The organism is Pseudomonas sp. NPDC087342 (assembly GCF_044744265.1).
GTDB classification, from domain to species: domain Bacteria; phylum Pseudomonadota; class Gammaproteobacteria; order Pseudomonadales; family Pseudomonadaceae; genus Aquipseudomonas; species Aquipseudomonas nunensis.
In genome coordinates this window covers 14,436-38,923 of record NZ_JBIUXZ010000019.1, presented here as the reverse complement: position 1 = coordinate 38,923, position 24,488 = coordinate 14,436, and the positions used below count along the sequence as shown (strand labels likewise).

The 24,488-nt window shown below is 62.2% G+C and carries 23 protein-coding genes; 12 read left to right on the top strand and 11 right to left on the bottom strand.

Going from position 1 to position 24,488, the window contains the following annotated elements; all coding sequences use genetic code 11:
• Positions 1–155 precede the first annotated feature (155 nt).
• Positions 156–662: a sigma-70 family RNA polymerase sigma factor gene (locus ACIOYV_RS25620; RefSeq protein WP_054614089.1), complete on the top strand. Its 507-nt coding sequence runs from the start codon at positions 156–158 to the stop codon at positions 660–662.
• Positions 659–1,411, top strand: coding sequence for an anti-sigma factor family protein (locus ACIOYV_RS25615; protein WP_401328161.1), 753 nt, complete (start codon positions 659–661; stop codon positions 1,409–1,411). The genes ACIOYV_RS25620 and ACIOYV_RS25615 overlap by 4 nt, the downstream gene beginning before the upstream one ends.
• 136 nt (positions 1,412–1,547) lie before the next feature.
• Here ACIOYV_RS25615 and ACIOYV_RS25610 read toward each other — a convergent pair whose 3' ends face one another.
• Positions 1,548–2,384, bottom strand: coding sequence for an IclR family transcriptional regulator (locus ACIOYV_RS25610; RefSeq protein ID WP_213940332.1), 837 nt, complete (start codon positions 2,382–2,384; stop codon positions 1,548–1,550).
• 244 nt (positions 2,385–2,628) lie between these two features.
• On the opposite strand from ACIOYV_RS25610, the gene ACIOYV_RS25605 reads away from it, so the two are divergent.
• From ACIOYV_RS25605 to ACIOYV_RS25575, 7 genes are all read left to right on the top strand, one after another.
• Positions 2,629–3,648, top strand: a complete 1,020-nt coding sequence (locus tag ACIOYV_RS25605; protein ID WP_401328156.1) for an ABC transporter ATP-binding protein — start codon at positions 2,629–2,631, stop codon at positions 3,646–3,648.
• Entirely contained in the window at positions 3,645–4,514 is an 870-nt protein-coding gene (locus tag ACIOYV_RS25600) for an ABC transporter permease (RefSeq protein ID WP_401328153.1), read from the top strand. The genes ACIOYV_RS25605 and ACIOYV_RS25600 overlap by 4 nt, the downstream gene beginning before the upstream one ends.
• A 6-nt stretch (positions 4,515–4,520) precedes the next feature.
• On the top strand, positions 4,521–5,315 hold the full coding sequence (locus tag ACIOYV_RS25595) for an ABC transporter permease (protein ID WP_054053788.1): 795 nt from the start codon (positions 4,521–4,523) through the stop codon (positions 5,313–5,315).
• Between the two features lie 7 nt (positions 5,316–5,322).
• On the top strand, positions 5,323–5,613 hold the full coding sequence (locus ACIOYV_RS25590; RefSeq protein ID WP_401328150.1) for a (2Fe-2S)-binding protein: 291 nt from the start codon (positions 5,323–5,325) through the stop codon (positions 5,611–5,613).
• 250 nt (positions 5,614–5,863) lie between these two features.
• Entirely contained in the window at positions 5,864–7,219 is a 1,356-nt protein-coding gene (locus tag ACIOYV_RS25585) for an FAD-dependent oxidoreductase (protein WP_401328148.1), read from the top strand.
• The gene (locus ACIOYV_RS25580) at positions 7,216–8,331 is read left to right on the top strand and encodes an NAD(P)/FAD-dependent oxidoreductase (RefSeq protein WP_401328145.1); all 1,116 of its coding nucleotides are present in this window, start codon (positions 7,216–7,218) and stop codon (positions 8,329–8,331) included. Before ACIOYV_RS25585 ends, ACIOYV_RS25580 begins: the two co-directional genes overlap by 4 nt.
• Before the next feature lie 18 nt (positions 8,332–8,349).
• Positions 8,350–9,396 (top strand): ABC transporter substrate-binding protein, encoded by a 1,047-nt coding sequence (locus tag ACIOYV_RS25575; RefSeq protein ID WP_290026386.1) that lies wholly within the window; start codon positions 8,350–8,352, stop codon positions 9,394–9,396.
• Between the two features lie 265 nt (positions 9,397–9,661).
• Here the strand turns inward: ACIOYV_RS25575 and ACIOYV_RS25570 are convergent, their stop codons facing one another.
• The 7 genes from ACIOYV_RS25570 to ACIOYV_RS25540 all read right to left on the bottom strand — a co-directional run bounded on the left by ACIOYV_RS25570 (position 9,662) and on the right by ACIOYV_RS25540 (position 16,173).
• A complete protein-coding gene (locus ACIOYV_RS25570) occupies positions 9,662–10,624 on the bottom strand; it encodes a spore coat protein U domain-containing protein (protein ID WP_401328142.1) in 963 nt (320 codons plus the stop codon).
• The gene (locus ACIOYV_RS25565) at positions 10,621–12,978 is read right to left on the bottom strand and encodes a fimbria/pilus outer membrane usher protein (protein ID WP_401328139.1); all 2,358 of its coding nucleotides are present in this window, start codon (positions 12,976–12,978) and stop codon (positions 10,621–10,623) included. Before ACIOYV_RS25565 ends, ACIOYV_RS25570 begins: the two co-directional genes overlap by 4 nt.
• Positions 12,979–13,184: 206 nt before the next feature.
• The gene (locus ACIOYV_RS25560; protein ID WP_401328136.1) at positions 13,185–13,958 is read right to left on the bottom strand and encodes a molecular chaperone; all 774 of its coding nucleotides are present in this window, start codon (positions 13,956–13,958) and stop codon (positions 13,185–13,187) included.
• 27 nt (positions 13,959–13,985) lie between these two features.
• A complete protein-coding gene (locus ACIOYV_RS25555) occupies positions 13,986–14,486 on the bottom strand; it encodes a spore coat U domain-containing protein (RefSeq protein WP_401328133.1) in 501 nt (166 codons plus the stop codon).
• Positions 14,487–14,490: 4 nt separating this feature from the next.
• On the bottom strand, positions 14,491–15,027 hold the full coding sequence (locus ACIOYV_RS25550; RefSeq protein ID WP_054617243.1) for a spore coat U domain-containing protein: 537 nt from the start codon (positions 15,025–15,027) through the stop codon (positions 14,491–14,493).
• A 20-nt stretch (positions 15,028–15,047) separates the two neighbouring features.
• Complete coding sequence (locus ACIOYV_RS25545; RefSeq protein WP_054053806.1) at positions 15,048–15,572, bottom strand: spore coat U domain-containing protein; 525 nt, start codon at positions 15,570–15,572, stop codon at positions 15,048–15,050.
• Between the two features lie 106 nt (positions 15,573–15,678).
• A complete protein-coding gene (locus tag ACIOYV_RS25540; RefSeq protein ID WP_265045820.1) occupies positions 15,679–16,173 on the bottom strand; it encodes a spore coat U domain-containing protein in 495 nt (164 codons plus the stop codon).
• Between the two features lie 318 nt (positions 16,174–16,491).
• Between ACIOYV_RS25540 and zapE the strand changes: the two genes are divergently transcribed.
• The gene (zapE, locus tag ACIOYV_RS25535) at positions 16,492–17,607 is read left to right on the top strand and encodes a cell division protein ZapE (RefSeq protein ID WP_401328129.1); all 1,116 of its coding nucleotides are present in this window, start codon (positions 16,492–16,494) and stop codon (positions 17,605–17,607) included.
• Between the two features lie 163 nt (positions 17,608–17,770).
• On the top strand, positions 17,771–19,084 hold the full coding sequence (locus ACIOYV_RS25530; protein WP_401328126.1) for a leucine-rich repeat-containing protein kinase family protein: 1,314 nt from the start codon (positions 17,771–17,773) through the stop codon (positions 19,082–19,084).
• 147 nt (positions 19,085–19,231) lie between these two features.
• On the opposite strand, the gene ACIOYV_RS25525 is transcribed toward ACIOYV_RS25530, so the two are convergent.
• On the bottom strand, positions 19,232–19,939 hold the full coding sequence (locus tag ACIOYV_RS25525; protein ID WP_054053813.1) for a YebC/PmpR family DNA-binding transcriptional regulator: 708 nt from the start codon (positions 19,937–19,939) through the stop codon (positions 19,232–19,234).
• A gap of 232 nt (positions 19,940–20,171) precedes the next feature.
• Here ACIOYV_RS25525 and ACIOYV_RS25520 point away from each other — a divergent pair, with 232 nt between their 5' ends.
• Entirely contained in the window at positions 20,172–21,566 is a 1,395-nt protein-coding gene (locus tag ACIOYV_RS25520) for a type VI secretion system Vgr family protein (RefSeq protein ID WP_401328123.1), read from the top strand.
• Positions 21,567–21,746: 180 nt separating this feature from the next.
• On the opposite strand, the gene ACIOYV_RS25515 is transcribed toward ACIOYV_RS25520, so the two are convergent.
• Together ACIOYV_RS25515 and ACIOYV_RS25510 are read right to left on the bottom strand one after the other, a co-directional pair.
• Positions 21,747–23,138: an FAD-dependent oxidoreductase gene (locus tag ACIOYV_RS25515; protein WP_401328120.1), complete on the bottom strand. Its 1,392-nt coding sequence runs from the start codon at positions 23,136–23,138 to the stop codon at positions 21,747–21,749.
• A gap of 10 nt (positions 23,139–23,148) precedes the next feature.
• A complete protein-coding gene (locus ACIOYV_RS25510) occupies positions 23,149–24,474 on the bottom strand; it encodes an MFS transporter (RefSeq protein ID WP_401328118.1) in 1,326 nt (441 codons plus the stop codon).
• Positions 24,475–24,488: the final 14 nt, after the last annotated feature.

Genomic DNA, 24,488 nt, shown 5'->3' with positions numbered 1-24,488 from the left:
AGACTCCAGGGCCATCGGCCACAAGTGAGAAGAACCAAGCAGACGCACCCCGCGCCGGTTTATTCCATCACGCCGTATTTATTTTTATCGACGTGGAATAACCTCGAATCCCGGGCGTCTTCCTAGTCCACAGCGTAGTGACTAGCCAGAACTTCATGAACGATATCGACGAACAACTGAGAGAAATCATTCCCAGATTGCGCAGGTTCGCGGTGTCGTTGACGCGCAACCCCAGCAGCGCCGATGACCTGGTCCAGGCCAGCCTGGAGCGGGCGCTGTCGAGTTGGAGCGACAAACGTCCCGACGGCGACCTGCGCGCGTGGTTGTTTTCGATTCTGTATCGGCAGTTCCTCGACGCTCACCGGCGCTCCCGGCGCTATGCGCGGATGCTCGAATTTTTCACCGGCCGCGACGATGCGCACCCCTCGGCCGAGCGCAGCGTGATTGCTCAAACCACCCTGCAGGCCTTCGATCAGCTCAACACCGAACAGCGCGCCCTGCTGCTCTGGGTGTCGGTGGAAGGCCTGACCTATAAAGAGGTCGCCGAGATTCTCGGCGTCCCGACTGGCACCGTGATGTCCCGCCTGTCCCGCGCCCGCCAGGCCTTGCGCGAACTCAGCGACGGCGAAATCAGCCGCCCTTCCCTGCGGAGACTCAAATGATCAGCATGCCCCCAAGCGAGCGTGACCTGCACGCCTACGTCGATCACCAGCTCAGCGATGCCGACCGACGTCTGGTGGAGACTTTTCTCGCGACTAACGCCGACATTTCCGAGCAAGTGCGCGCCTGGCAACTCGACGCCCAGCAACTGCGCGCGGCCCTCGGCGGTGCGTTGCGGCAACCGGCCAACCCGGAGCTTGATCCGGCGCTGATTCGCCAACGCCTCAAGCGTCAGTCCCGACGACACTTGGCCAGTGCGGCGGTGTTGTTGATCGCGGTTGGTATTGGCGGGATCAGTGGCTGGCAGGCGCGGGAGATGACCCTGGTCAGCACCCAGGCGCCGATGGCCGATGCGATGCAGGCCTACCGGCTGTTTGCCCAGCAAGGCATGTTGCCGGCGGACTACAAGGTCAGCGACGACGGCAACATTCAGGGCTGGCTCGACCGTTACTTCACCCAGGCCCATCGCTTGCCGGATCTGGCGAGTGCCGGGTTCAAACCGGTCAGCGGGCGCCTGCTCAGCACCGATCAAGGGCCGGCGGCGATGGTGGTTTACGAGGATCAGGGCGGGCACAAGATCAGTTTCTATGTGCGGCCGCCGGGGCCGAAGAACTACATGCTGCCACGGGGTAGCCGCAGTGATGGAGAGTTGCAGGCCGAGTATTGGTCGGGGGCCGGGTACAACTACGCGATGGTCAGCCCGAGCGATACGCCGGCGGCGCGGATGCTCAAGCAAACCGTGCAGTTTTAGCCGACCGATCGTTCCCCCTGTGGGAGCGAGCTTGCTCGCGATGGCGGTCTGTCAGTCACATCATTATTGACTGTCAGGCCCTCATCGCGAGCAAGCTCGCTCCCACAGGGGTGCAGTAGTGGTTTGGAGATTGCGCTCAGTTCTGACCGAAGACTTGCGAAGGCCTGCGCAGCAAAGGATCAAACGGATTAATCCGCGGCCCGATCAACGCCGCTTCACGCTTGAGCATTTCCACCACCGTCGGCAAGCGATCCGGCCCCAGCCGATCACTCACGGTAGCCACGCTCAACGCCGCCACCGCTCGCCCGTCACGGTCCAGAATCGGCACCGCCACCCCGGCCATGCCTTGCAACACGCCGGTATTGCGCCCGGCATATCCGAGCGCCCGCACGTTCTCGACTTCCGAACGCAGGAACACCTCGTCATACAAATGGAAATCCTTGAGCCGCGGCAGGTTGTAGTGAATCACCGTGTCCCGCTCTTCTTCCGGCAGAAACGCCAGGATCGCCAGACTGCCCTGCCCGACGCCCAACGCCACGCGCCCGCCAATGTCGCCGGTAAAGGTGCGGATCGGAAACGGTCCTTCACTGCGATCCAGACAGATCGCATCAAACCCGCTGCGCGCCAGCAGAAACAACGAATCCCCCAACGAAGCCGACAACCGCAACAACGCCGGGCGCGCCAGTTCGCGAAGGTTGCCGGTGTTGCCGGCACGTGCCGCGAGGGCGAAGAAATCCAGGCTCAGGCGATAGCGTTTGCTGCGTGCATCCTGTTCGACCATGCCTTCGTCCATCAGGCTGCGCAGCAATCGATGGGTCGTCGGTTGCGATAAACCGATGCGCTGCGCCAGTTGCGTCACGCGCTCGCCGCCCTCGACCGTGTCACCGAGACTGCGCAGCACCGCAAATAGCCGAGAGACGGCGCCGACACCGACTTCATTTTTGTTTTCATTCCGCTCAGTGGAATCAGACATGGGTTTTCTCGATAAAGAATTTACTCACTGAATGAAACTGAAAATAGTCATCGCTTCAGTGAAATAGGCCATTGAGCCCATCCTATTCTTCGTCCTACTCTGCGTCCATACAGGGGCGATTCGAACAACAGCGGCAGCCGACCCAAGTCGAGCGCCAACGCACCCCGCATCATCCTTTCGTATCTGCCCATACAAAAAAGCGCGCCTTCTGGCCGCGCATAACAATCTCAGGTGGAGCGCAGCTATGGCATTCGTGCAACTTGAAAACCTCGGTAAACGCTACGGCGCGATCGACGCAGTCGTCGCCACCAATCTCTCGGTGGAGAAAGGCGAGTTCGTCTCCCTGCTCGGCCCTTCCGGTTGCGGCAAAACCACCACGTTGCAAATGATCGCCGGCTTCGTCGAAGTCAGCAGCGGACGCATCGTGCTCGACGGTCGCGACATCACCCACGCCAAACCCGCCAGCCGTGGCCTGGGCGTGGTGTTCCAGAGTTATGCGCTGTTCCCGCACATGAGCGTGCAGGACAACGTCGCCTTCGGCCTGCGGATGCGCAAAGTGCCCAACGCCGAATTGCAGCAACGAGTGGCGCGGGTATTGAAACTGGTGCGCCTCGACCAGCACGCCGAACGCTATCCACGGGAGTTGTCCGGTGGCCAGCGCCAGCGCGTGGCATTGGCCCGGGCGCTGGTGATCGAGCCACCGGTGTTGCTACTCGACGAGCCGCTGTCCAACCTCGACGCCAACCTGCGCGAAGAGATGCAGTTCGAGATCCGCCGCATCCAGCGTGAAGTCGGAATCACCACCCTGATGGTCACCCACGACCAATCCGAAGCGCTGTCCATCAGCGACCGCGTGGTGGTGATGCAGGCCGGGCGCATCACCCAGATCGACGCGCCCTACACCCTTTATGAGCACCCGCGCACTGAGTTCATTTCCGGCTTCGTCGGCAAGGCCAATCTGCTGTCCGGCGAGCGTGACAGTGCCGGCGTGATTCAGGTGCGCAGCGGCGGCGAGCTGACCCTGAGCCTGCGCCCGGAAAAAATCGATCTGCGGGATGCCGGCCAGGGTCGCTTGCCAGGCAACATCGTCAGCCGCTTCTTCCTCGGCAGCCAATGGCTGTATGGCGTCTCGACGACCCTGGGCGAACTCAGCGTGGTGCGCCGCAACGACGGCTCGGCACCACTGGCCGAAGGCACGGCGGTGGGCCTGGACTGGGACGCGGCGTTGCTGCGGGTGCTGACCGTGGACGAGGTGTCGGCATGAGTCTGTTCGCTTCGATTCTTCAGGGGCGCCAAGGCTATTTACTGTCGGCACCGGCGCTGGCGTTGTATGTGTGCCTGCTGGTCATTCCGTTGCTGCTGACGCTGGTGCTGTCGTTCAACGTCTTCGACTACAGCTCGGGGATCAACGGTGACGCTTACACCCTCGATCACTACAGCAGCCTGCTGGGCGATCCGTACTTCTATGAAATCTTCCTGCGCACGTTCTGGATCAGCGGCCTAACCACCCTGTTGTGCGTGGTGATCGGTGTGCCCGAGGCCTACATCCTCAGTCGCATGGGCGCGCCGTGGCGTTCGATTTTCCTGATTTTGATCCTCACCCCGCTGCTGATTTCGGTGGTGGTGCGCGCCTTCGGCTGGAGCCTGTTGCTCGGCGCCGACGGCCTGGTCAACCAGACCCTGCAAGCCTTCGGCGGCTCGCCGATGAAGCTGCTCTACACGCCGTTCGCGGTGGTGATTGCGCTGGTCCACGTGATGCTGCCGTTCATGATTATTCCGGTCTGGACCTCATTGCAGAAACTCGACCCGGCCGCCGAGCAAGCCGCGCTGTCCCTCGGTGCCAGTCATCTCACGGTGATGCGCAAAGTGGTGCTGCCGCAAATCATGCCCGGCGTGTTGTCCGGCACTTTGATCGTGTTCGGCCTCGCCGCCAGTTCCTTTGCGATCCCCGGATTGCTTGGCGGACGTCGCCTGAAAATGGTCGCCACGCTGATCTACGACCAATACCTGTCGGAGCTGAACTGGCCGATGGGTGCGGCGATTGCCGTGGCCCTGCTGCTGCTCAACCTGCTGATCATGCTGTCGTGGAACCGGATGATCGAAGGCCGCTACAAGAAGTCATTGGGATAACTCGTCATGTCCAAGAACGGTCCTTTCGCCCTGCTGTTTCATGCCCTGGTGGTGCTGTTCATGCTCGCGCCGCTGGTGGTCGTATGCCTGGTGGCGTTCACTCCGGAAAACACTTTGAGCCTGCCGACTACGAACTTTTCGTTGCGTTGGTTCCGTGCGGTTTTTGAACGCGCCGATTTTGTCGATGCGTTTTACAACAGCCTGATTCTGGCGTTCTGCGCCGCGACTTTGGCGACATTGATTGCGGTGCCCGCCGCTTTGGCCATCACCCGATATGAGTTTCCTGGACGGGGCTTTTTCAATGGGTTGTTCCTGTCGCCGATCATCATTCCGCACTTGGTGTTGGGGGTGGCGTTGCTGCGGTTGTTTGCGCTGATGGGCGTGAATGGCAGCTTCGGCTGGCTGATCTTCGCTCACGTGCTGGTGATCACGCCGTATGTGTTGCGGCTGGTGCTGGCCTCGGCGATTGGCCTGGATCGCAGCGCCGAACACGCCGCGCAATCGTTGGGGGCCGGGCGCTTCACGCTGTTCAAGCAAATCACTTTGCCGATGATTTTGCCGGGGGTGGCCGGGGGTTGGTTGCTGGCATTTATCAACAGTTTTGATGAGGTGACGTTGTCGATCTTTGTTACCTCGCCGGCGACGCAGACGCTGCCAGTGCGGATGTACGTGTACGCCACCGAATCCATCGATCCAATGATGGCGGCGGTGTCGGCACTGGTGATCGGCCTGACGGCGTTGACGATGATTCTGCTCGACCGGGTCTATGGCCTGGATCGGGTTCTGGTAGGCAAACAATGAGGGCGCCATGGCTCTGTTGAAACGACTGGCCGAAGGCGACCGCCCGGCCCTGGACTTCGTCCTCGACGGCCAACCGGCCACCGCCCTGCTCGGCGACACCGTGCTGACCGCCGTGCTGACCTGCAGCGATCACCTGCGCGGCAGCGACTTCAGCGCACAGCCACGGGCCGGTTTCTGCCTGATGGGCGCGTGCCAGGATTGCTGGGTACGCCTGGGCGACGGCCGCCGGGTACGAGCCTGCTCGACCCTGCTCGAACCCGGCCAACATATCAACCGCGAACCGGGGCGCGTCCTATGAACACCCATACAACTTGTGGGAGCGAGCCTGCTCGCGAAAGCAATCTGTCAGCCACCATCCCTGTTGGATATGCCACCCCCTTCGCGAGCAGGCTCGCTCCCACAGGGGTTTTGCGTCGGTCACAAATATTGCAGACAACCAAAATCCACTGTGGGAGCGAGCCTGCTCGCGAAAGCAATCTGTCAGCCGCCATCCCTTTTGAATGTGCCGCCGCTTTCGCGAGCAGGCTCGCTCCCACAGGGGATCCGGTATGAGTCCGGTGATTGTTGTGGGGGCTGGCCCTGCGGGGATTCGTGCTGCGCAGACGCTGGTGGCGCATGGCGTGCGTCCGATTCTGCTGGATGAGGCCGCACGCGGTGGTGGGCAGATTTATCGGCGGCAGCCGGCGAATTTCAAGCGTTCGGCGGTCAAGCTGTATGGCTTTGAATCGCGAAAGGCCGGAGCGATTCATCAAGCCATCGACGAGCTGCGCGAGCAGATCGACTATCGCCCCGACACGCTGGTGTGGAACGCCGAAACCGGTGCCCTGGATACCTTGCGTGACGGTCGCGCCACGCGGCTCGAATTCTCCCGGGTGATCGTCGCCACTGGCGCCACCGACCGGGTTCTGCCAGTGCCGGGCTGGACCCTGCCAGGGGTTTACAGCCTCGGCGCCGCGCAGATTGCGTTGAAGTTCCAGGGCTGCGCGATCGGTGAACGGGTGGTGTTCGCCGGCAGCGGACCGTTGCTGTACCTCGTCGCCTATCAATACGCCAAGGCCGGCGCGAAAGTCGTGGCGGTGCTCGACAGCTCGCCCTTTAGCGCCCAGGCCCGCGCCCTGCCCGGCCTGCTCTCGCAGCCGGCAACCCTCGCCAAAGGCCTCTATTACCGCAGTTGGCTGACCGCCCATGGCATCCCGGTGCATCAGGGCGCCAGCCTGCTTCAAGTCAACGGCGAACAGCGCGTGCAATCGCTGAACTGGCGTAACACCAAAGGCCAACAGCAAATCGATTGCGACGCCGTCGCCTTCGCCCACGGTTTGCGCAGCGAAACCCAACTCGCCGACCTGCTCGGCTGTGAATTCGCCTGGAACCCGCTCAACCGCGCCTGGCTGCCGCAACGTGACAGCGCCGGTCGCAGCAGTGTCGCTGAGGTCTACCTGGCCGGCGATGGCGCAGGAATCATGGGCGCCGACGCCGCCGAAATGGCCGGCGAGCGCGCCGCACTGGCCCTGCTCGAAGACAGTGGCTACCTGATCCCGCCAGAGCGCCCCGCCGCCCTTGAACACTCACTCGCACGGATCGGCACCTTCCGCAAAGCCCTGGAGCAAGCTTTCGTCTTCCCCGAGAACTGGGCCGCCAACACCGCCGACAACCTGATCGTCTGCCGCTGCGAAGAAGTGCAGGCCGGCGAGATCCGCCAGGTCGTGCGCGAAGGTCATTGGGAGATCAACCGGGTCAAGGCCCATTGCCGGGTCGGCATGGGTCGCTGCCAAGGCCGGATGTGTGGCGCCGCTGCCGCAGAAATCATCGCCTGCGAAAGCCAGCGTTCCATATCGGAGATCGGTCGATTGCGCGCCCAGTCGCCAATCAAACCCCTGCCGTTTGGCCTGGAGGTCGAGCCATGATCGAAGTCGATGCCATCATCATTGGCGGCGGGATTGTCGGCGCCTCGGCGGCACTGTTTCTCAGTAAGGCCGGCCGCCGCGTGGCGTTGCTGGAACGGGACTTTTGCGGCTCCCACTCCAGCGGCGTGAACTACGGCGGCGTACGGCGCCAAGGCCGACCGTTGTCGCAACTGCCGCTGTCGCAACAGGCCCATGAACTGTGGGCCCAACTGCCGCAATTGATCGGTATCGACGGCGAGTACCAGCGCAGCGGACACCTGAAACTGGCTCGCAGCCTCAACGATCTGCGCGCCTTGCAGGACTACGCCGCCAGCAGCCGGGGTTTCGGCCTCGACTTGCAGATCCTTGAACGCGACGAGCTGCGCGCGCGGTTCCCGTGGGTTGGCGATGTGGCGGCCGGTGCATCGTTCTGCCCCGATGACGGCCACGCCAATCCGCGTCTGGTATCGCCGGCGTTTGCCCAGACAGCGCGGCGACACGGCGCGCAAATTCATGAGCAATGCGCCGTGACCCAAGTCGAACACGACGGCCAGCGCTTTCACGTCAGCACCGCGAACGGCCTCAAAATCCGCGCACCGTGGCTGCTGAATTGCGCCGGGGCCTGGGCCGGCAAATTGGCTGAACAATTTGGTGAAGCGGTGCCAATGCACGCCGGGCACCCGGCGATGCTGGTCACCGAACCATTGCCGCTGGTGATGAACGCCAGCACCGGGGTCGAGGGCGGCGGCATCTATGCCCGCCAGGTCGCTCGCGGTAACTGCGTGCTGGGCGGCGGCCAGGGTTTCGCCCTCGACGACGCTCGCGCCCGCCCCGGCCAGAACGCGGTGCTGGAAATCCTCCGCCAAGCGGTCGAACTCTACCCGTTTCTTGAAGGCGCCCAGGCAATTCGCACCTGGAGCGGCACCGAAGGTTATCTGCCCGACCGCCAACCGGTGATCGGGCACAGCGGCACCCAACCCGGTCTGTTGCACGGGTTTGGCTTTGCCGGCGCCGGTTTCCAGATCGGCCCGGCGGTGGGCCTGGCGCTCACCGAAATCATCTGCGGCGGCGCGTCAAAAACGTCGCTGGATGCGTTTTCCATCACCCGGTTTCACTCCATCTCCGTTGCTTGATAGAGGAAGGTCGCGCCAATGAATAACCTCAAACGTACTGCACTGCTCGGATTGTCCTGCATGGGCGCCCTGCTCACGGTCACCCAGGCCCAGGCCGAACCGACGCTTTACCTGGGCATGAACGGCGGAACCATGGAACGGCTCTACGCCGACAAGGTGCTGCCGGTGTTCGAGAAAGCCAACAACGTCAAAGTCGTGATCGTGCCGGGGACCTCCGCCGACATCCTGGCCAAGGTCCAGGCCAGCAAGGGCAACCCGCAACTGCACGTGATGTTCCTCGACGACGGCATCATGTACCGCGCCATCTCCATGGGCCTGTGCGACAAACTCGCCGACAGCCCGACCCTGGCGCAAATCCCGGCCAAGGGCCGGATCAAAGATGAGGCCGTAGCGGTCAGCCTCGGCGTCACCGGGCTGGCCTACAACACGCGTCTGTTCAAGGAAAAAGGTTGGGCCGCGCCGACCTCGTGGATGGACCTCGCCGACCCGCGCTTCAAGGAAAAAGTAGTGTTCCAGTCGATGGCTTCCTCGACCTTCGGTCTGCACGGATTCCTGATGTTCAACCGGATCCAGGGCGGCAGCGAAACCGACGTCGAACCGGGCTTCAAGGCCTGGCCGAACACCGTGGGGCGTAACGTGCTGGAGTACATCCCGAGCTCGGCGAAAATCTCCGAAATGCTGCAAACCGACGAAGCTGCGCTGTTCCCGCTGACCCCGACCCAAGTCACCGCGCTGAAACTCAAGGGCATGCCGGTGGAATATGCGCAGCCGAAAGAAGGCGCCGTGGTGCTCAACGTCGCCGAATGCGCGATCGCCAACAACACCCAACCGGAACTCGCGCAAAAACTCGCCGCGTTCCTGCTGACCCCGGACGCGCAAGCCGCTGCGCTTGAAGATGGCGACCAGATTCCGTCGAATCCCAACACGCCGACCACCGATAAAACCCGTGGCCAGGTTGAGGCGATGAAGAAGTACCTGGACACGGCGATTGCGATTGATTGGGATCAGGTTAACGAACAGCGCCCGGCGTGGAATGCGCGGTGGAATCGGAGTATTGAGCGCTAGTTTCATTAGGCTAAACACCGCAAAACCCCTGTGGGAGCGAGCCTGCTCGCGAAGGCGTCGTGTCAGTCTGCGTTGATGTGGCTGACACACCGCTATCGCGAGCAAGCTAGCTCCCACAAGGGGCCAGCGTCGTTCACAAATATTGCAACCCACCCAATCCACTGTGGGAGCGAGCTTGCTCGCGATAGCAATCTGTCAGCCGCCATCCCTTTTGAATGAACCGTCGCTTTCGCGAGCAGGCTCGCTCCCACAGGGTTCGCGGTAATCAGAAGCCAACGTCGAGCACCACACTGTCCAGATACGTCCCGGCGGGCGGTGTGGTCTGGTCGGTGTAGATTTTTGCGTTGTAGTTGAAGACCTGACTGCCGGTGCCCAATCCATTCCCCGGATTCACCTCCGCATCAGAACTCGCCCGCCGCGCACTGCCCACACTGCCCCACCGCGTCGTGCCCGCGCTTTTGAAAATGTCATACGCCAAATAATTCCCCCCGGAAATCATCCGCCGCCGCCCACCCACACTCAACGCCTGCTGACCATCGCTCAATCCCACCGTGTAGGCGCTGCCCTTGGTGCACGCCAGGTTGATCGTCTGCCCCGTAACCGGCGTAAACGCACTGATCACCGGAGCGCTGCCGAAGCTGATATTCGGCGCGGTAATCGTGCAGTCATTCGCCACCGTCAGGTTGACCGTCAACGTAGTGTTGCCGCTGTTGATGTCGCGCCCCAGGCACACGTTGCCAATGCCGATGCCGGAGCAATAATTCCAGCTCCAGGCGATGCTCAGGGTTTCCGTGTAGATCCCCGCCGCGACGTTGCTGCCAATCGTCGTCCCCAGATAAATCGGCGCGGTCTTCGGCACCACGCTGCCGAGCAGGCCCAGCGCGTCGATAATGCCGTTGCGCGCAAAGTCGAACGCTACGCCTCGGGTCAGCGGGTAACTGGTGGAGTTGTTGGCGTACAGCGTGTAGCCGATGACATCGCCGGTCGGGCCGAGCAACCCGGTCTGCGCGGAGGTGACCGTGGCGTAGAAGTGATCGTTGGTGGTCAGCAACGACAGCAAGGAACCTGTGCAACTCAACCCGGCATTGGTGGTGGAACTGGTCTGCGACGTCGTGCGCACCGCAATCGAACTCAACGAACCGAACGCCACCGGCGTGGTGCTGACCACCGAACACAAGGCCCACGCCGAACCCGGCAACCACAGCGCCAGCATCAGCATCCACTTCATTGGCACACCAACGGGCCGATCAGCGGGATCTGTTCCTGTTGCATGTCCACGGCGAACTGAACCTGACAGGTGCCCCCGTCGGCCAGAGTCACCCGCAAATTGTTTTGCTCCTGAAGGTTTTCCAGATACACCAATCCATCCCAACCGACCACGGTTTGCGTGCCGCTCTGCTCATGCACAACGCCACTGCCCAGGGGCAATTCCTGCTGCCGCGCATCCACCAGCACGATGCTCGCGGCGATCACCCGGCTCAACGGAAACTCCAGCAGATAACCGCTGCCACGACGCACTGCGATGCGTTGTTCGACATTGGGGCTGCGCACGTTGGCTGGCAGGTTCAGCGGATCGATTTCATATTTGCCGCGGTAATACGCGCTGCTCCACGGCACGAGTAAATGGCCGTTGCGATCGGTCTGTCCGACCTGCTGGTTTTCGTAGCGCACCGGAATGTCCGCATAACCATCGGTGCTGACCACTACGAAGGCATCGTCGATCCGGTTGGCCGCAAACACCTGGCGGTCCATCCACACCAGTGAACCACTGGCATCGGCCCAACGGGTTTCGGCCTCGCTGGTGCCGTAGACGCCGGCCTGCAATTGCACCGATTGCAGGCGCCAGGTCAGGTCAGCCTGACGATAAGCCGGGCCATCGCCCTGCGCGTAACCAAGGTTGAAACCGAGCCCGCCTTCGGTAGGCACGGCGCGACTGTAATTGACTCGCTGCTGGGTTTGCCCGGTTTTGCTGCGCTCGCTGCTGATGGCCAGGCTGCCCCGCAGGTCGAACGGAATCACCAATTGCGCCTGCACCGCCCAGTTGCTGTCGCCGATTTCGCGGTTGCCCGACAGGTAGAAACTGGTGTTGCGCCACAGCGGCTTGCTCCAGGTCAGGTTGAGCAAACGGGTGCGCGAATCGTCCGCCGCGCGCACATCGAAATAGCCGACACCGAGGCTGCCCCAGGTGTCGAGGTTGAGGCTCAGGGTCGCCTGTTCGCTGCGCTTGCTCAGGGTCGTGTAGGGGCTGTCGATCACCGTCAGGTCGGCGTATTGGTCACGCCGTTGCAACCGCTGATACGAAAAGCTGTAGCGCTGGCTGCTGTACTGATAGCCGAGGCTCAGTTGCTGGCCGCTTTCGCTGTCGAACTGACTTTGACTGAGGGCGGTGTTGAGCACACCGAAATTGCCCAGCCGCAGGTTGCCGCCCAAGCCTCCGAGGGTCAGGGCGTCCGAGGCTTCGGCGTGGCTTTCCAGGGTGAAGTTATCGCTTACGCCGTAACGCAGACTGCCGGAGGTGACGCCCGGCCCGTAGCTGAAATCCTTGAGGCCGTAGTCGCGACGTAGCGTACCGGCGGCCACCGAGAAATCGCTCAAGCCCTTTTGCAGCAAACTGCTGGTGACGTAGAACGGCACCGTGGTCGAAACCTGCCGACCCAGGGCATCCGTGGTGACGACGACCGCTTCGCCGGCGCCGTTGATGAACGGAATATTGGTCAGGGTGTAGGGCCCGGGTTGCAGATCGGCGCTGCTGGATTTGTAGCCGTTGATAAACAGGTCCACGGAGGACGGCACGGCTGCTTCCCCGGCGAATTGCGGCAGCGGATAGGTCACCAGATCCGGGCGTACACCGAAGTCCCGCGATAGCTGAACCCCGCCGAGTCGCACCGAACTGCTCCACGGCAACGCGCCACTGACCAGGTCCCCGGCCTCATAGGTCAGCAGTCGCTCGTCATCGGAATAACGCCAGGTGGTGTCGTAACGCAGGTAACCGTTGTTCAACGTGCTGACCGCATCCCCCGACAAGGTGCGCCGGTATTGCCCGGTGTTGGACAACGTGCCCCAACTGTCGAACAGCCGCACTTCGTTCCACGCCGCCAGGTAGGTGCCGGCATCGTCGGTGTCGTTGAGGTACAGGTCATAGTTGAGCAAGGCCCCGAAACTGCTGAGTGCCGGGGTGCGTGGGTAGACCTCGCGGTTGCCGACGAACTGTTCCGGCAGCCAGTCTGGCGGTACGTTGAGCAGCAGGCGTTGACCGGCACTGTCGTACTCGCTGTGCAGGCCCGGCAGGCTGTCGAGGTCGACTTCGGCGCTGATGTTATCCGGCAGTTTCATGCCGCTGTCGCGCAGCGCCGTGGCCGGCAGGAAGAACCGTCCGCCCCGTTGCTCCACCGCGACGACTCGTCCGGTATTCATCTGATTGACCACCAACTCCAGAAACAACTGTGCATCGGCCACGGCCTCCATGCCGCTAGGCGGCGGCGGTAAATCGCCGGCCTCGGTGCGCGGGACGATCATCAACCAGCATGCGCAGGTCACAGCCCACAACGGACACTGGAAACTGCGAGCCCAACCCTGGCTCATTCGCGCTTTTTGCCCGTCAATGGACCGTGCCCTCCTAAATCCATTTGCAGTGCCTGGTAGCAGCTGTCGAGCAACGCGAGGCAGCGTTCGGCGGCGAAGCCGTCGTGAAATCAGTCTGTGCGGTGTGCCAGGTAGACCGTGTTTACAGGGTTTACGACGGCTTCGCCGCCGAACGCTGCCTCGCGTTGCTCGACAGCTGCTACGGGTCAGCGGGCTGGAGAAACGCTTTGCAATTGCGCCGCGCCGTTGACTCGCACCTGCAACGCCGATTCCCCGGCAATCGCCCCCGGCGCTGGCCAGCGCATGACCGCCCCCGGCAATACATAACCGAGCAACCCTTCCACCAACGGTTTGCTCTGCCCGCCCTGCTTCAATGCAACATCGGTCAACCGCGCATGCACCGCGCCCTGGTTGCGCACTTCCACGTACGAGCGACCGTCCACCGCCACGCTGCGCCAACTCAGGTCCGGTACACCCACGCCCTTTGGATCGCGTTTGCGGGTCGCGTCTTCCTTGCTCCACAGCCCGACCCCGTAGGCAAATAGCGGCACTGAATAACGCATCTGGAAACGAATCGCCGCCGCAGTCTTACCGTCTTCAGCCGCGGGCGGTGTCGCCGAGGGGATTTCATCGATGATGATGCGGTAGGCCAGTTCCTGCCCCGGCGGGATCTCCCGGGTGCGGGTCAGGCGCACCAGTTGTTTCTGGCCCGGCTCGATCTTCGCCACCGGCGGGCTGCCGATCACGTCGCGCTGGTTCTGGTACTGGTCGCCGAAGCCACTCTGGCTCCAGGCGAACACCCGCACCTGCAAATTGGCCGTCTCGCTGCCCCGGTTTTCCAGCCACAAGGCACTGGCCTGTTGATCGGCCTCCAGCACCGGATCGATCGGCCAGATCAGCACCGAACTGGCGGCCTGTACTTTCGCCACCCCAAGTAACACCAGCGCCAACCCCGTGCTGCGCAAGACCTGCGACCCCATCTGCCTACTCCTTATCAAAACCGCGCATTACCACGACAGCTGCACCTGCAGCACATCGCTGTACGTCCCCTCAGGCTGATTGCCCGGCAACTGCACCTGACCGTAAATCGGCAGGCTGATGTTGTTCGCATCGGTGTAGGCCACCGCCACGCTCTGGCCGATACCGAGGCTCTGGCTGAAGGCCGCATCGCGAAACAGCGCATACGCCACCCGATTGCCGCCGGTGCTGCGCTGCATGTGCCGGCCGCTGCTGTTGTACTGGCCGCCATCGACGCTCATGTTCAGCGTCACCCCCGGCGTGCATTGCAACTGCACGCCACCGGTCAACGCCACCTGCACCGTGCTGGTAGCCAGGGCCGAGCGGCTGCCGAAATTCAGGCCGCCGTAGTTCGACACCCCGCCCACTACCAGGCAACCGGCCGTGACCGTGGCGCTGACCTGGAAGCTTTGGCTGGTCACCGCTGCCAGCGGCAACGGCACGCTGCTCGCACAGAGCAGGACCAGCGCCGCCCATCCATGGCGGGCCATGACCTTAGAACGTCAGTTCGACGGCGACGGTGTCGGTGTAGGTCCCGGCCGGCAATCCGGCCTTGCCCACGGCCTTGCCGTAGATATTCACGGTCTGCGCCACCCCGGTGCTGGCGGCAAGGTTGATCACCCCGTCGATGGCCAGGATCTGCGAATGACCGGCGTCGGTGTACAAGTCGTAAGGCACGAAGTTGCCGCTGCCATCGGCCAGGGCGCGAGCGCCTCCGGGAGACTGTCCGTCATGACTGCCGGCCCGGACTTTCACCGCTGGCGTGGTGCCGCTGGAGCACAGAATCGACAGCGCCCCGCCACCGCCACCCAACACTTGGGCGTCGGCCTCGGTGAACAGGCTGTTAGCCGTACCGAAGTTCAAGGCACCGAAGTTCAAACCGCTGGAGCCGCCGGCGCCGTTCACCTGACAGCTACTGATCAGGGTCAGGCTGGAGGTGATCTGGCCGGTGACCGTGGTGGCCGCGACGGCGCTGGATGCCAGCGTCAGGCCGAGCAATGACAAACCTATCCTTGATACGAGCATGTGCATGGTGTCCGTCCTCTACGGGTTTACCAATCGAGCGTCACCGTGAGGGTGTCGGTATAGACACCGGCCGGTACCGCGCGGGTATTCGCCACCACCGCGCCAAACACCGGGATCGGTATCTGGCCGGTGCTGGTGACAGCGAAATTGTGTTGTTGGCCGATGCTGTAGCTCTGGCTGCCGGAAGCATCGAGGAACAAGTGATAAGTGAGGGTCTGGCTGCCGTTGCTCAGGCGCCGAGTGGTGCCGTCGCCATGGGCGCCGCCGTCGATGGTGACGGTGAACCCGGTGACCGAGGGGTTGCAGGCGACGTTGAGTTTGCCCGCCGTGTTATCGCTGAGGCTGGCCTTGATCGGGTTGGTCCAGGTCGGGCCTTGCTGGCCGAAATCGAGGCTGCCGACATCACTGACCGGGCTGGCGCCATTGGTCACTTCACACCCGGCAATGAGGGTCAGCCGCGCATTGATTTGCCCGCTGACCGCCGCTTGGGCGTCTTCGGCGAGCAATAGCAGTGCGCCCACGGCGATAACCATCCAGTGTCTGCTTGTCATCGTGCCAATCCCAATTCCCTCAGGACTCCGAAACCCGGACGCTCAACGAGGAGCGTCCCCTTCCCTGCGCCACCCGAATCCATCGGGGGCAGTTACACAGTTGCTGCTACCAGGTGACCGTCACTTTCACCAGGTCTGAATAACGGCTGACACGGGGAATCTCCGCCAGTCGTTCGATACGGGCATACAAGGGTAAATCCACGGAACCGCTGTCCGGCACGCGGCCGCTGATCGGGACGTTCACCGCCAGAGGGATCAACCGCGCGGGGTCCTGATAGAGCCGGTAAGGAATGGGTTTGCTGTGTTCGGCGGCACCCGCCATGTAGCGCACATCGCCGACGCCACCGTGCTGGCCGCCATCGACGCGTAATTGATAAGGGGTGTCGGGATTGCATTCCAGGCGCGGCAGGCGTTCGCTCATCAGCGCTGCACTCAACGGGCCGCCGGGATCATCCAGCCGCGCGGTGCTGCCAAAATCCAGCACGCCCAGTTGCTCGACGCCGGCGCTGCGTTGTTGCCCGACCAACTGGCAGCCACGCTGCACATCGACGCGCACTTGCACCTGAAGTTCTGCGGCCCATGCCTGCATGCCGAGCATCATGCCCAGGATTGCCAAAAACCAACGTCCGTTCACGGCCCCGTTCCTTGTGAGGAGTGACTCCTGAAAATCAGGGTAGCAACGCAACGGGATTTCGCCAGTTTGCCGGGCGGATTGGATCCATCAAAAAACAGGGAATTTGTATCGATTTGTTGGAAAAACGCCGAAACACCACCGGCAAATAAGCTGTACACGCCGCAGAATCCTGTCTCACTGCGCCACCTGCATGCCAACACAAGTGGTAGGGCGATTCCCCATCTGGTTACACTACGCCGCCGCAGCTCGGTGAGCCGGCCTGAAGAACCCGGGGGTAACAATATCGTGGCCATTCGACCGCCAATCCGTTCGCGACTTACACCGCGTTGGCCCGCACTGCGCCGGTTGTTCGGCAAGGCTGTTGCGCTACCGACCAGCCATCGCGTCATCCACGACTACTTCCAGCACAAGGCGCTCGCTCAGGGCTACACCCTAAGCCACAGCCAGCAGCGGGTGATCGACTGCATGGCCCAGCATGCGACGACGCTGTTGGGAACATCGACGAAAACCCTGCCCGGTCTGTACCTGCACGGGGCAGTCGGGCGCGGCAAGAGTTGGCTGCTGGACGGCTTTTTCCAGGCCATCCCCCTCGCACAAAAACAGCGCCTGCACTTTCATGAGTTTTTCGCGCAATTGCATCAGGGCATGTTCAAGTATCGCGAACAGCCTGACGCGCTGGCGACGACGCTGGATGAGCTGCTGCAGGATTGCCGGGTGTTGTGTTTCGACGAGTTTCACGTCCACGACATCGGCGATGCGATGCTGATCACCCGTCTGTTCAAAGCCCTGTTCCGCCGGGGCATCCTGCTGCTGGTCACCTCCAATTACCCGCCGGAAGGCTTGCTGCCCAACCCGCTCTATCACGCGCGTTTCAAACCGGTGATCGACTTGATCAATACGCGCATGCAAGTCATGGAAGTCGGCGGCCCGCATGACTATAGAAGCCAGGCGCGAAGCCATACCCATCAGGTGTTTACCCAAGGCCAATACATCTGGCCGGCGACCAGCCTTCAACGTCAGGCGTTGAACCTGCCTGATCGCGCTGCCCCCATCGCATTACCCGTCGGCACCCGGCATCTGCCGGCGCGCTACTGCGAAGGACGCACCGTCGGTTTTACCTTCAGCGATTTGTGCGATCACCCCACAGCGGTGATGGATTACCTGGAACTGTGCCGGAGCTTCGATCACTGGATCATTGATGAACTGCCGAGCCTGGCCGGTTGTTCGATTGCGGCGCAGCAGCGGTTTATCAACCTGATCGACGTTTTGTACGATCAGGACAAGCATCTGGTGTTGCTGGGGCAATCTTCGTTGCGCGAAACCCTGGGCGGGGATGCCATTGACCTGGCGCGGACGCGGAGTCGGTTGGGGCAGTTGGTGGAAGTCCGGGAATCGGTTTGACTGACCTATTCGCGAGCAGGCTCGCTCCCACAGGGGGACCGCGATCCAATGTGGGAGCGAGCCTGCTCGCGAAGAGGCCCTGACCGACACCACAACTTCCCGCTATCATGCCGCCCATTCCAGGACCCCGCGTCCTTCTTCCCGATCAATAGCGAACCCGTTCATGAATACCCTTGCACAACTGCGGGCCGGCGAGCTGGCAGGCATTACTCGATTGGACCTGGCCTGCGGCCTCACGGAGTTTCCCCGTGAAATCTTCGACCTGGCGGATTCGCTGGAGATTCTCAACCTCAGCGGCAACGCCCTGAGCAGCCTGCCGGACGATCTGCACCGCCTGACCCGTTTGCGCATTGTGTTCTGCTCGGACAATCAGTTCACCGAGCTGCCGGCCTGCCTGGGCCAATGCGCGGCGCTGAGCATGATCGGCTTTCGCGCCAACCGCATCGAACGGGTGCCAGGCGCCGCCCTGCCGCCGCTGTTGCGCTGGCTGATCCTGACCGACAACTGCATCAGCGAACTGCCGACCGAGCTGGGTGAACGCCCGCTGATGCAAAAACTGATGCTGTCCGGCAATCAGTTGCAGCACCTGCCCGAGAGCCTGAAGCAGCTGCATCGGCTGGAACTGCTGCGTCTCTCGGCCAACCGTTTTACCGAACTGCCCGAGTGGCTGCTGACCCTGCCGGCGCTGACCTGGCTGGCCTACGCGGGTAACCCGCTGGAAACCGAAGCCGATGCTACCGCCCTCGATGCCACGCCGAGCATTCCGTGGTCAGCGCTGCATCTGGAACAAAAACTTGGCGAAGGCGCTTCCGGCGTGATCCATCGCGCCATTTGGGATCGTGCGCAGCAGCCGGCCACCCAAGTCGCGGTGAAGCTTTATAAAGGCGAGATGACCAGCGATGGTTCGCCACTGCATGAAATGAACGCGTGCATCACTGCCGGCTTGCACCCCAATCTGATCCGCGTCGAAGGGCGCATCGTCGATCATCCGCAAGCCCAGGCCGGGCTAGTGATGCAACTGATCGACCCGAGCTATCGCAACCTCGCCGGACTGCCGAGCCTGGATTCCTGCAGCCGTGACGTTTACGCCGAGGACACCCGTTTCACTGCCGCCGTGGCTCTGCGCATGGCCCGTGGCATCGCGTCAGCGGCCGAGCATCTGCACCAGCAAGGCATCACCCATGGCGACCTCTACGCCCACAATATTTTGTGGAACGAGCACGGGGATTGTTTGCTGGGCGACTTCGGTGGCGCGTCGTTTCATGCCACGACGGACACAGTTGAAACCCGTGCGTTGCAACGCATTGAAGTCAGGGCGTTCGGGGTGTTGTTGGGGGAGTTGCTGGAGCGGATTGATTCGGGGTTGAGCGATGCGGATCGAGTGGCGCTGGAGGATCTGGAGCAGCGTTGCTGTCAGGCTGATGTGCTGGCGCGGCCCGGTTTCAGCGAGATTGTGCGGGAACTGAATAATCGGTGACCGCTGCGCGGTCATTCGCGAGCAGGCTCGCTCCCACAGGGGTCGGTGTTGTACACATATTCTGTAATCAACACTGATCTACTGTGGGAGCGAGCCTGCTCGCGAAGACGGCCTGTCAGGCAACAGAGCCGTCAATGACAGAATGGCTTAACCCGCCAACCCGACAAACATGTCCTGCACGTCATCATGGTTATCGAGGCCTTCCAGGAACGCTTCGACTTCAGCCATTTGCTCATCGCTCAACCCGCTGACCGGGTTCTTTGGCTGGTAGCCCAATTTGGCCGACAACACGGTAAAACCTTGCTCTGGCAAAGCTTTCTGCACGGCGTCGAGGTCCGTAGGCTCGGTCAGGAACAGGGTCGTGCCCTCTTCTTCCCCTGGCTCGAAATCCTGGGCGCCGGCTTCGATGGCGGCCATTTCCGGGTCGGCGTCAGGGCTGTCCGCGGACGCCTCGATCATGCCGACGTGGTTGAAGTCCCAGGCCACCGAACCGGAAGCGCCCAATTGGCCCTTGCGGAAGGCCACGCGAATTTCCGCCACGGTGCGGTTGATGTTGTCGGTCACGCATTCAACGATCAACGGCACCTGGTGCGGGGCGAAGCCTTCGTAGGTCACGCGATGGTATTGCACGGTTTCGCCCAGCAGGCCCGCGCCTTTCTTGATCGCGCGATCCAGGGTTTCCTTGGGCATCGAGGCTTTCTTGGCTTGCTCGACCACCAGACGCAGGTGTGCGTTAGTGGCGGTATCGGCGCCGTTACGGGCAGCAATGGTGATTTCTTTCACCAGTTTGCCGAAGATCTTGCCCTTGGCGTTGGATGCCGCTTCTTTGTGTTTAACCTTCCACTGTGCGCCCATTACTCACTCTCTTGATCTGTGGCGCCGAGACATCTATTGGCCGACGCATGGCGCCAAGTTTATACGGCCTAAAGTTGGCAATCGACCAAAAAATCCATCCTGTTTACCGACGTGACGTCGACTTCTTCAACAGGGCTTGTAGGGCGATTCTGAAAAGTGAGTTTGCGCTGACTATTCAGGGCCGTGGTTTCGTACCCTCTGCGCCTCGCATTTAACGGCAGAAGCGCACTCGATGCACAACGACAAGGAAAGTCCCTTCACCCTGACCCTGGTCGAAGCTGATTTGAGTTTGCAGGTGCTGCAGTTCAGTGGCCGTGAGGGCCTCAACCAGCCCTATCGATTCGAGATCAAAGTCATCGGCCTGGCCCCGGCCATGAACCTCGAGCGGCTGCTGCAACAACCCGCCTTTCTGAGCCTGGGCGACGACCAGGGCTTTCACGGCATTCTCCACAGCGCCAGTCGCGAGCATCGCGGTCTGCACCGGATCGGCTATCGACTGGAACTGGTGCCGCACCTGCAAAACCTCGAACAACAATCTGCCCGCCGGGTGTTTCATCGCCTCAGCGTGCCGGCCATCCTGCGGCAATTATTCGAGGAACATGCCCTGCCCGAACACAGCTACCGTTTTGAATTGGACACCGGGCACTATCCGGTCCGGCCCTTTTGCATTCAGTACGAAGAAAGCGACTTGGCCCTGCTGAATCGGCTCTGCGAAGAAGAAGGCATCCACTATCACTTCGAACATCGTCGCGACGGGCATGTGCTGGTGCTGGCCGATGACAGTTTGAGCTTCCCGCAGGAGCCGGTGCTGACGCCCTTCCATGACAACCCCCTCGATGAACCGGCGTTTGCGGCGATCCACGAACTGTTCCAGCGCCATGATTCGCCGCTGATCCTCCCGCAAACTCAGGCCCAGGACAGAAGCTCAGCCGCTGCCAGTTTTGGCGCAGCGAATCATCCGCTGACCGACAAACCGGCAAGCAACACCCGACTCGCGACCGGGCCATTGCACCGCGATCAACGCAGTCATCGATCCCTGGAGCGGCTGCGTTGCCAGCATCGGCAGGTCCATGGCCAAAGCGACCAGCCCGGTTTGCTCAGCGGACGGATCGTGCAGGTGGAGCAACACCCGGTGTCGAGTTTCAACGATCAATGGTTGCTTACCGAAATACAGCATCAGGGACAGCAACCCTCGATCCTCGCGGACGAACCGTTTGAATCGTCCAGCTATGGCAACCGGTTCAGCGCGATTCCCTGGTCAACCGTATTCCGACCCGCGCTCAAGCAACCCAGGCCGAGCATCCCCGGCTATCAACTCGCACGGGTGCTGGGCGAGCCGGGGCAGGCGGCGATGCTCGATAAACTGGGCCGGATCCAGGTCAGCCTGTGGCCGGGCCCAGATGCGCACGACGCTGACGGTATCTGGCTGCCCGTGGCCGTAGCCGCGTCCGGGTTGCCCACGGCCGGAAGTGAGGTGTTCATCAGTTTTCTCGACAGTGACCCGGATCGTCCGGTTATTTGTGCTGTTTCAAATGCCCAGAATCCACAACCTCCACAGACCCCGCCACCGCGCGGCGATACGCGGCTGTTGTTCGATTGGCTGGTCAATCGCCCTGATACGCCCTGACCCGATGGGGTAAACGACAGACAACTGTGGCGAGGGGGCTTGCCCCCGTTGGGTCGCGAAGCGGCCCCCGGCATTTTGTCAGGCACACCGCGTCGGCAGGTTTTACGACGGCTTCGCCGCCGAACGGGGGCAAGCCCCCTCGCCACAAGCAAGCTCCCTCGCCACAGATTTTGTGTCGACTCAACCTTTATCAGCCTTCCCTGCCGCCGCCGCGAATTTCGCCAGCCGCACGTCCAGATGCCGTGGCCGACGCCCGTGATCCTCGGCGCGTTCCTTGCGGCGAATCGCGTTGCGCACCATCAACGAGCCCAAATACCGAATCGGCTCCGGCGGGAAGTAACCCAACGGCCCGTTGACCAGCGGCGAACGGGTCCAGGGGTTGTCGAGGCCTTGCACCATCGAGGCGAGAATCTGCCCGCCCATATGACACGGCCCGACCCCGCTGCCGGAGTAACCGAAACCATAAAACACATTACCGCTGGTGCTCATCTGGCCGAAGAACGGCAACCCGGTGACCGAGCGATCCGAAGGACCGTTCCAGGTGGCCTCGACCTTGACCTCGGCAAACGCCGGAAAGAAGTCCGCCAGACTGCTGCGCAACAACCCGGCATACGGTGACGGCTGATCGAACACCGGCAGCATCCGCCCACCGTAGGCGAAGGTGTTGCCGCCCTTGCCGAGCATGATCCGGCCGTCCGGGGTGTTGTGGTAGTAGTGCACGAAAATCCGCGAATCGAGCACCGTGACGCCGCTGGTCAAACCGATTTCATTCAGCAATTCCGGGCGCGGCTCGGTGATCAGCATGTCGCTGGAAACAATCGCCACGCTGCGTTCGAATTGCGGGAACGCCCGGGCCATCCAGGCGTTCATCGCCAATACCACCCGATCCGCGCGGACCGTGCCGTTCGGGGTTTGAATCCCCGCTGGCTTGCCTTCCTCCAATCCAGTCATCGCGGTGTTCTCATGAATCCGCACGCCGAGTTGCAACGCCACCCGGCGCAAGCCACGCACCAGTTTGCCCGGTTGCACACTGGCCGCCGCCGGGGAGAACCAGCCTTCCAGGTGTTTGCTGGAACCGGCCATGCGCTGCACATCCGCCACTGGTCGTTGCGTGAACGAGTTGATGCCGTTGCGCTCCAGCGCCGCGATCACCGCGTCGGTCGAGCCGCATTGCGCGCGGTTGGTGGCGGTGTAGAGCGTGCCGTCGAGGCGGTTATCGGCATCCACCCCGTACTGTTCGCAGAAGGTGCCGATTGCATAAATGCTGCGCTCCGATTCCTTGACCAGCCGCACCGCTTCTTCGACGCCGAACAAGCGCTCCAGCGTGAAGTACTTGGCCGACCACGACAGCGCGCAGCCACCATTGCGGCCACTGGCGCCGGCACCGCAGATGTCGGCTTCGATCAGCAACACATCGAGCTCGGGGTTTTGCTCCTTGAGCATGATCGCGGTCCACAGTCCGGTGTAGCCGCCGCCGACGATGCAAACATCGGCGCGGGTGTCGCCCGCCAGTGGCTCGCACGGCGCGCAGGACTCGGCCGCCAGCGCTTGGTCCAGCCAGAAAGGTCTCATGGGGGTTTCCTCAGGTACGCAGGGGTTTGATGGTCATCGGTTGGTTGGGCACGAAGGCGCAATCGAGACTCAGGCCAGCCGGGCGGCTGTTCCAGTGCGGGATCAGCACGAAGGCCGAGAACATCGCGCAGCCGGCGAAGATGATGAACACGGTGACCGAGTCGAAGTAACCCGGCAGCAAGCCGCCGAGAATTGCCCCGACCGAACCGCAACCGTTCACAAAACCCGCCGCCGTGGCGCCGGCCTTGGCGGTGCCGAAATCAATCGCCGCCGCACCGCTGATCATTGAGTCCGGACCGTACAGGGTCAGGCCCATCACGAACAACAACGCCACCACCAGCATCACGCTGCCGCTGTGCAAGGCGCCCATGAACAGCGCCAGCGAAACCGTCAGCGCCAACAGGCTGATCACGCAGGCCGGCATGCGCCGAGCGCCGAACAGTTTGTCCGAGGCCAGGCCAAGCAGGATCGGCCCGAGCAACCCGGCCAGTTCAAACGAGGTCGGAATAATCGCCGCGCCAACCTTGCCCACGGAGGGCATTTGTTCAAAGACGATCACCGGGCCCCACAACAGAATCGCGTAGCGCGCCGGTTTTAACAGGAAGTACGAGAGCCCGAGAACCAGCACGGTGCGGTTGCGCAGGATTTCCCTTAACGGTTCCAACACGCTGATCTTGCTTTGCGCGTAGGTCTCTTCGGCGCTCAACTCCGGCTCAGGTTCCACCGCGGGCAAGCCGACGTCTTCCGGTTTGTTGCGCTGGAAAATAAAAAACAGCACGGCGACCAGCCCAACCACCGCCGCACTGGAAATGAATGCTGCATGCCAGGTGCCGATCAGCGTGTACGCCCACCAACCGGCGAACGGCGACGCGACCAGCCCGCCAAACGCATAGCAGGAACTCCACAATCCCAGCACCCGCCCGCGCTGTACGGCGGGAAAGAAACTGCCGAGGTTCTTGCACAGCCCCGACCACCCGGTGGACTGCGCCAAACCTTGAATAAGCATGCAAGTGGCAAAGATCGGCAACGTGGCGAAACTGCCCATCACCAGCGCCGCCGCCGCAGAAATCAGCAATCCACCAAGCACTACGACCCTTGGGCCAAAGCGGTCGGCGAGGATGCCCCAGGTGAATTGGCCGATGGCGTAGGCCGCCAGGTAGATCGCGTCGAGGTTGGCCATGGCCATTTTGTCGAGCATGAAGGTGGGGTCTTCAGCGATCCCCAGTTTGGCCACGGAAAACGCTTTGCGGGTGAAGTAGAAAGCGGCGTAAGCGAGCCAGGTGATGGCGAAGATCTGCACGCGCCAACGCTTGATGGTGCCGATGTGCTTGTTCATGGTGGTTCTGACCT

Excerpts from the sequence above, each read along its gene's own strand:
- ACIOYV_RS25540 (WP_265045820.1), bottom strand. The coding sequence starts at position 16,173 with ATGATGCTCGGCATGCAGGCATGGGCCGCAGAACTTCAGGTGCAAGTG.
- ACIOYV_RS25565 (WP_401328139.1), bottom strand. The coding sequence starts at position 12,978 with ATGAGCCAGGGTTGGGCTCGCAGTTTCCAGTGTCCGTTGTGGGCTGTG.
- ACIOYV_RS25560 (WP_401328136.1), bottom strand. The coding sequence starts at position 13,958 with ATGGGGTCGCAGGTCTTGCGCAGCACGGGGTTGGCGCTGGTGTTACTT.
- ACIOYV_RS25575 (WP_290026386.1), top strand. The coding sequence starts at position 8,350 with ATGAATAACCTCAAACGTACTGCACTGCTCGGATTGTCCTGCATGGGC.
- ACIOYV_RS25570 (WP_401328142.1), bottom strand. The coding sequence starts at position 10,624 with ATGAAGTGGATGCTGATGCTGGCGCTGTGGTTGCCGGGTTCGGCGTGG.
- ACIOYV_RS25510 (WP_401328118.1), bottom strand. The coding sequence starts at position 24,474 with ATGAACAAGCACATCGGCACCATCAAGCGTTGGCGCGTGCAGATCTTC.
- ACIOYV_RS25585 (WP_401328148.1), top strand. The coding sequence starts at position 5,864 with ATGAGTCCGGTGATTGTTGTGGGGGCTGGCCCTGCGGGGATTCGTGCT.
- ACIOYV_RS25550 (WP_054617243.1), bottom strand. The coding sequence starts at position 15,027 with ATGCACATGCTCGTATCAAGGATAGGTTTGTCATTGCTCGGCCTGACG.
- ACIOYV_RS25590 (WP_401328150.1), top strand. The coding sequence starts at position 5,323 with ATGGCTCTGTTGAAACGACTGGCCGAAGGCGACCGCCCGGCCCTGGAC.
- ACIOYV_RS25515 (WP_401328120.1), bottom strand. The coding sequence starts at position 23,138 with ATGAGACCTTTCTGGCTGGACCAAGCGCTGGCGGCCGAGTCCTGCGCG.
- ACIOYV_RS25530 (WP_401328126.1), top strand. The coding sequence starts at position 17,771 with ATGAATACCCTTGCACAACTGCGGGCCGGCGAGCTGGCAGGCATTACT.
- ACIOYV_RS25620 (WP_054614089.1), top strand. The coding sequence starts at position 156 with ATGAACGATATCGACGAACAACTGAGAGAAATCATTCCCAGATTGCGC.
- ACIOYV_RS25525 (WP_054053813.1), bottom strand. The coding sequence starts at position 19,939 with ATGGGCGCACAGTGGAAGGTTAAACACAAAGAAGCGGCATCCAACGCC.
- ACIOYV_RS25595 (WP_054053788.1), top strand. The coding sequence starts at position 4,521 with ATGTCCAAGAACGGTCCTTTCGCCCTGCTGTTTCATGCCCTGGTGGTG.
- ACIOYV_RS25520 (WP_401328123.1), top strand. The coding sequence starts at position 20,172 with ATGCACAACGACAAGGAAAGTCCCTTCACCCTGACCCTGGTCGAAGCT.
- ACIOYV_RS25610 (WP_213940332.1), bottom strand. The coding sequence starts at position 2,384 with ATGTCTGATTCCACTGAGCGGAATGAAAACAAAAATGAAGTCGGTGTC.
- ACIOYV_RS25545 (WP_054053806.1), bottom strand. The coding sequence starts at position 15,572 with ATGACAAGCAGACACTGGATGGTTATCGCCGTGGGCGCACTGCTATTG.
- ACIOYV_RS25580 (WP_401328145.1), top strand. The coding sequence starts at position 7,216 with ATGATCGAAGTCGATGCCATCATCATTGGCGGCGGGATTGTCGGCGCC.
- ACIOYV_RS25555 (WP_401328133.1), bottom strand. The coding sequence starts at position 14,486 with ATGGCCCGCCATGGATGGGCGGCGCTGGTCCTGCTCTGTGCGAGCAGC.
- ACIOYV_RS25605 (WP_401328156.1), top strand. The coding sequence starts at position 2,629 with ATGGCATTCGTGCAACTTGAAAACCTCGGTAAACGCTACGGCGCGATC.
- ACIOYV_RS25615 (WP_401328161.1), top strand. The coding sequence starts at position 659 with ATGATCAGCATGCCCCCAAGCGAGCGTGACCTGCACGCCTACGTCGAT.
- ACIOYV_RS25600 (WP_401328153.1), top strand. The coding sequence starts at position 3,645 with ATGAGTCTGTTCGCTTCGATTCTTCAGGGGCGCCAAGGCTATTTACTG.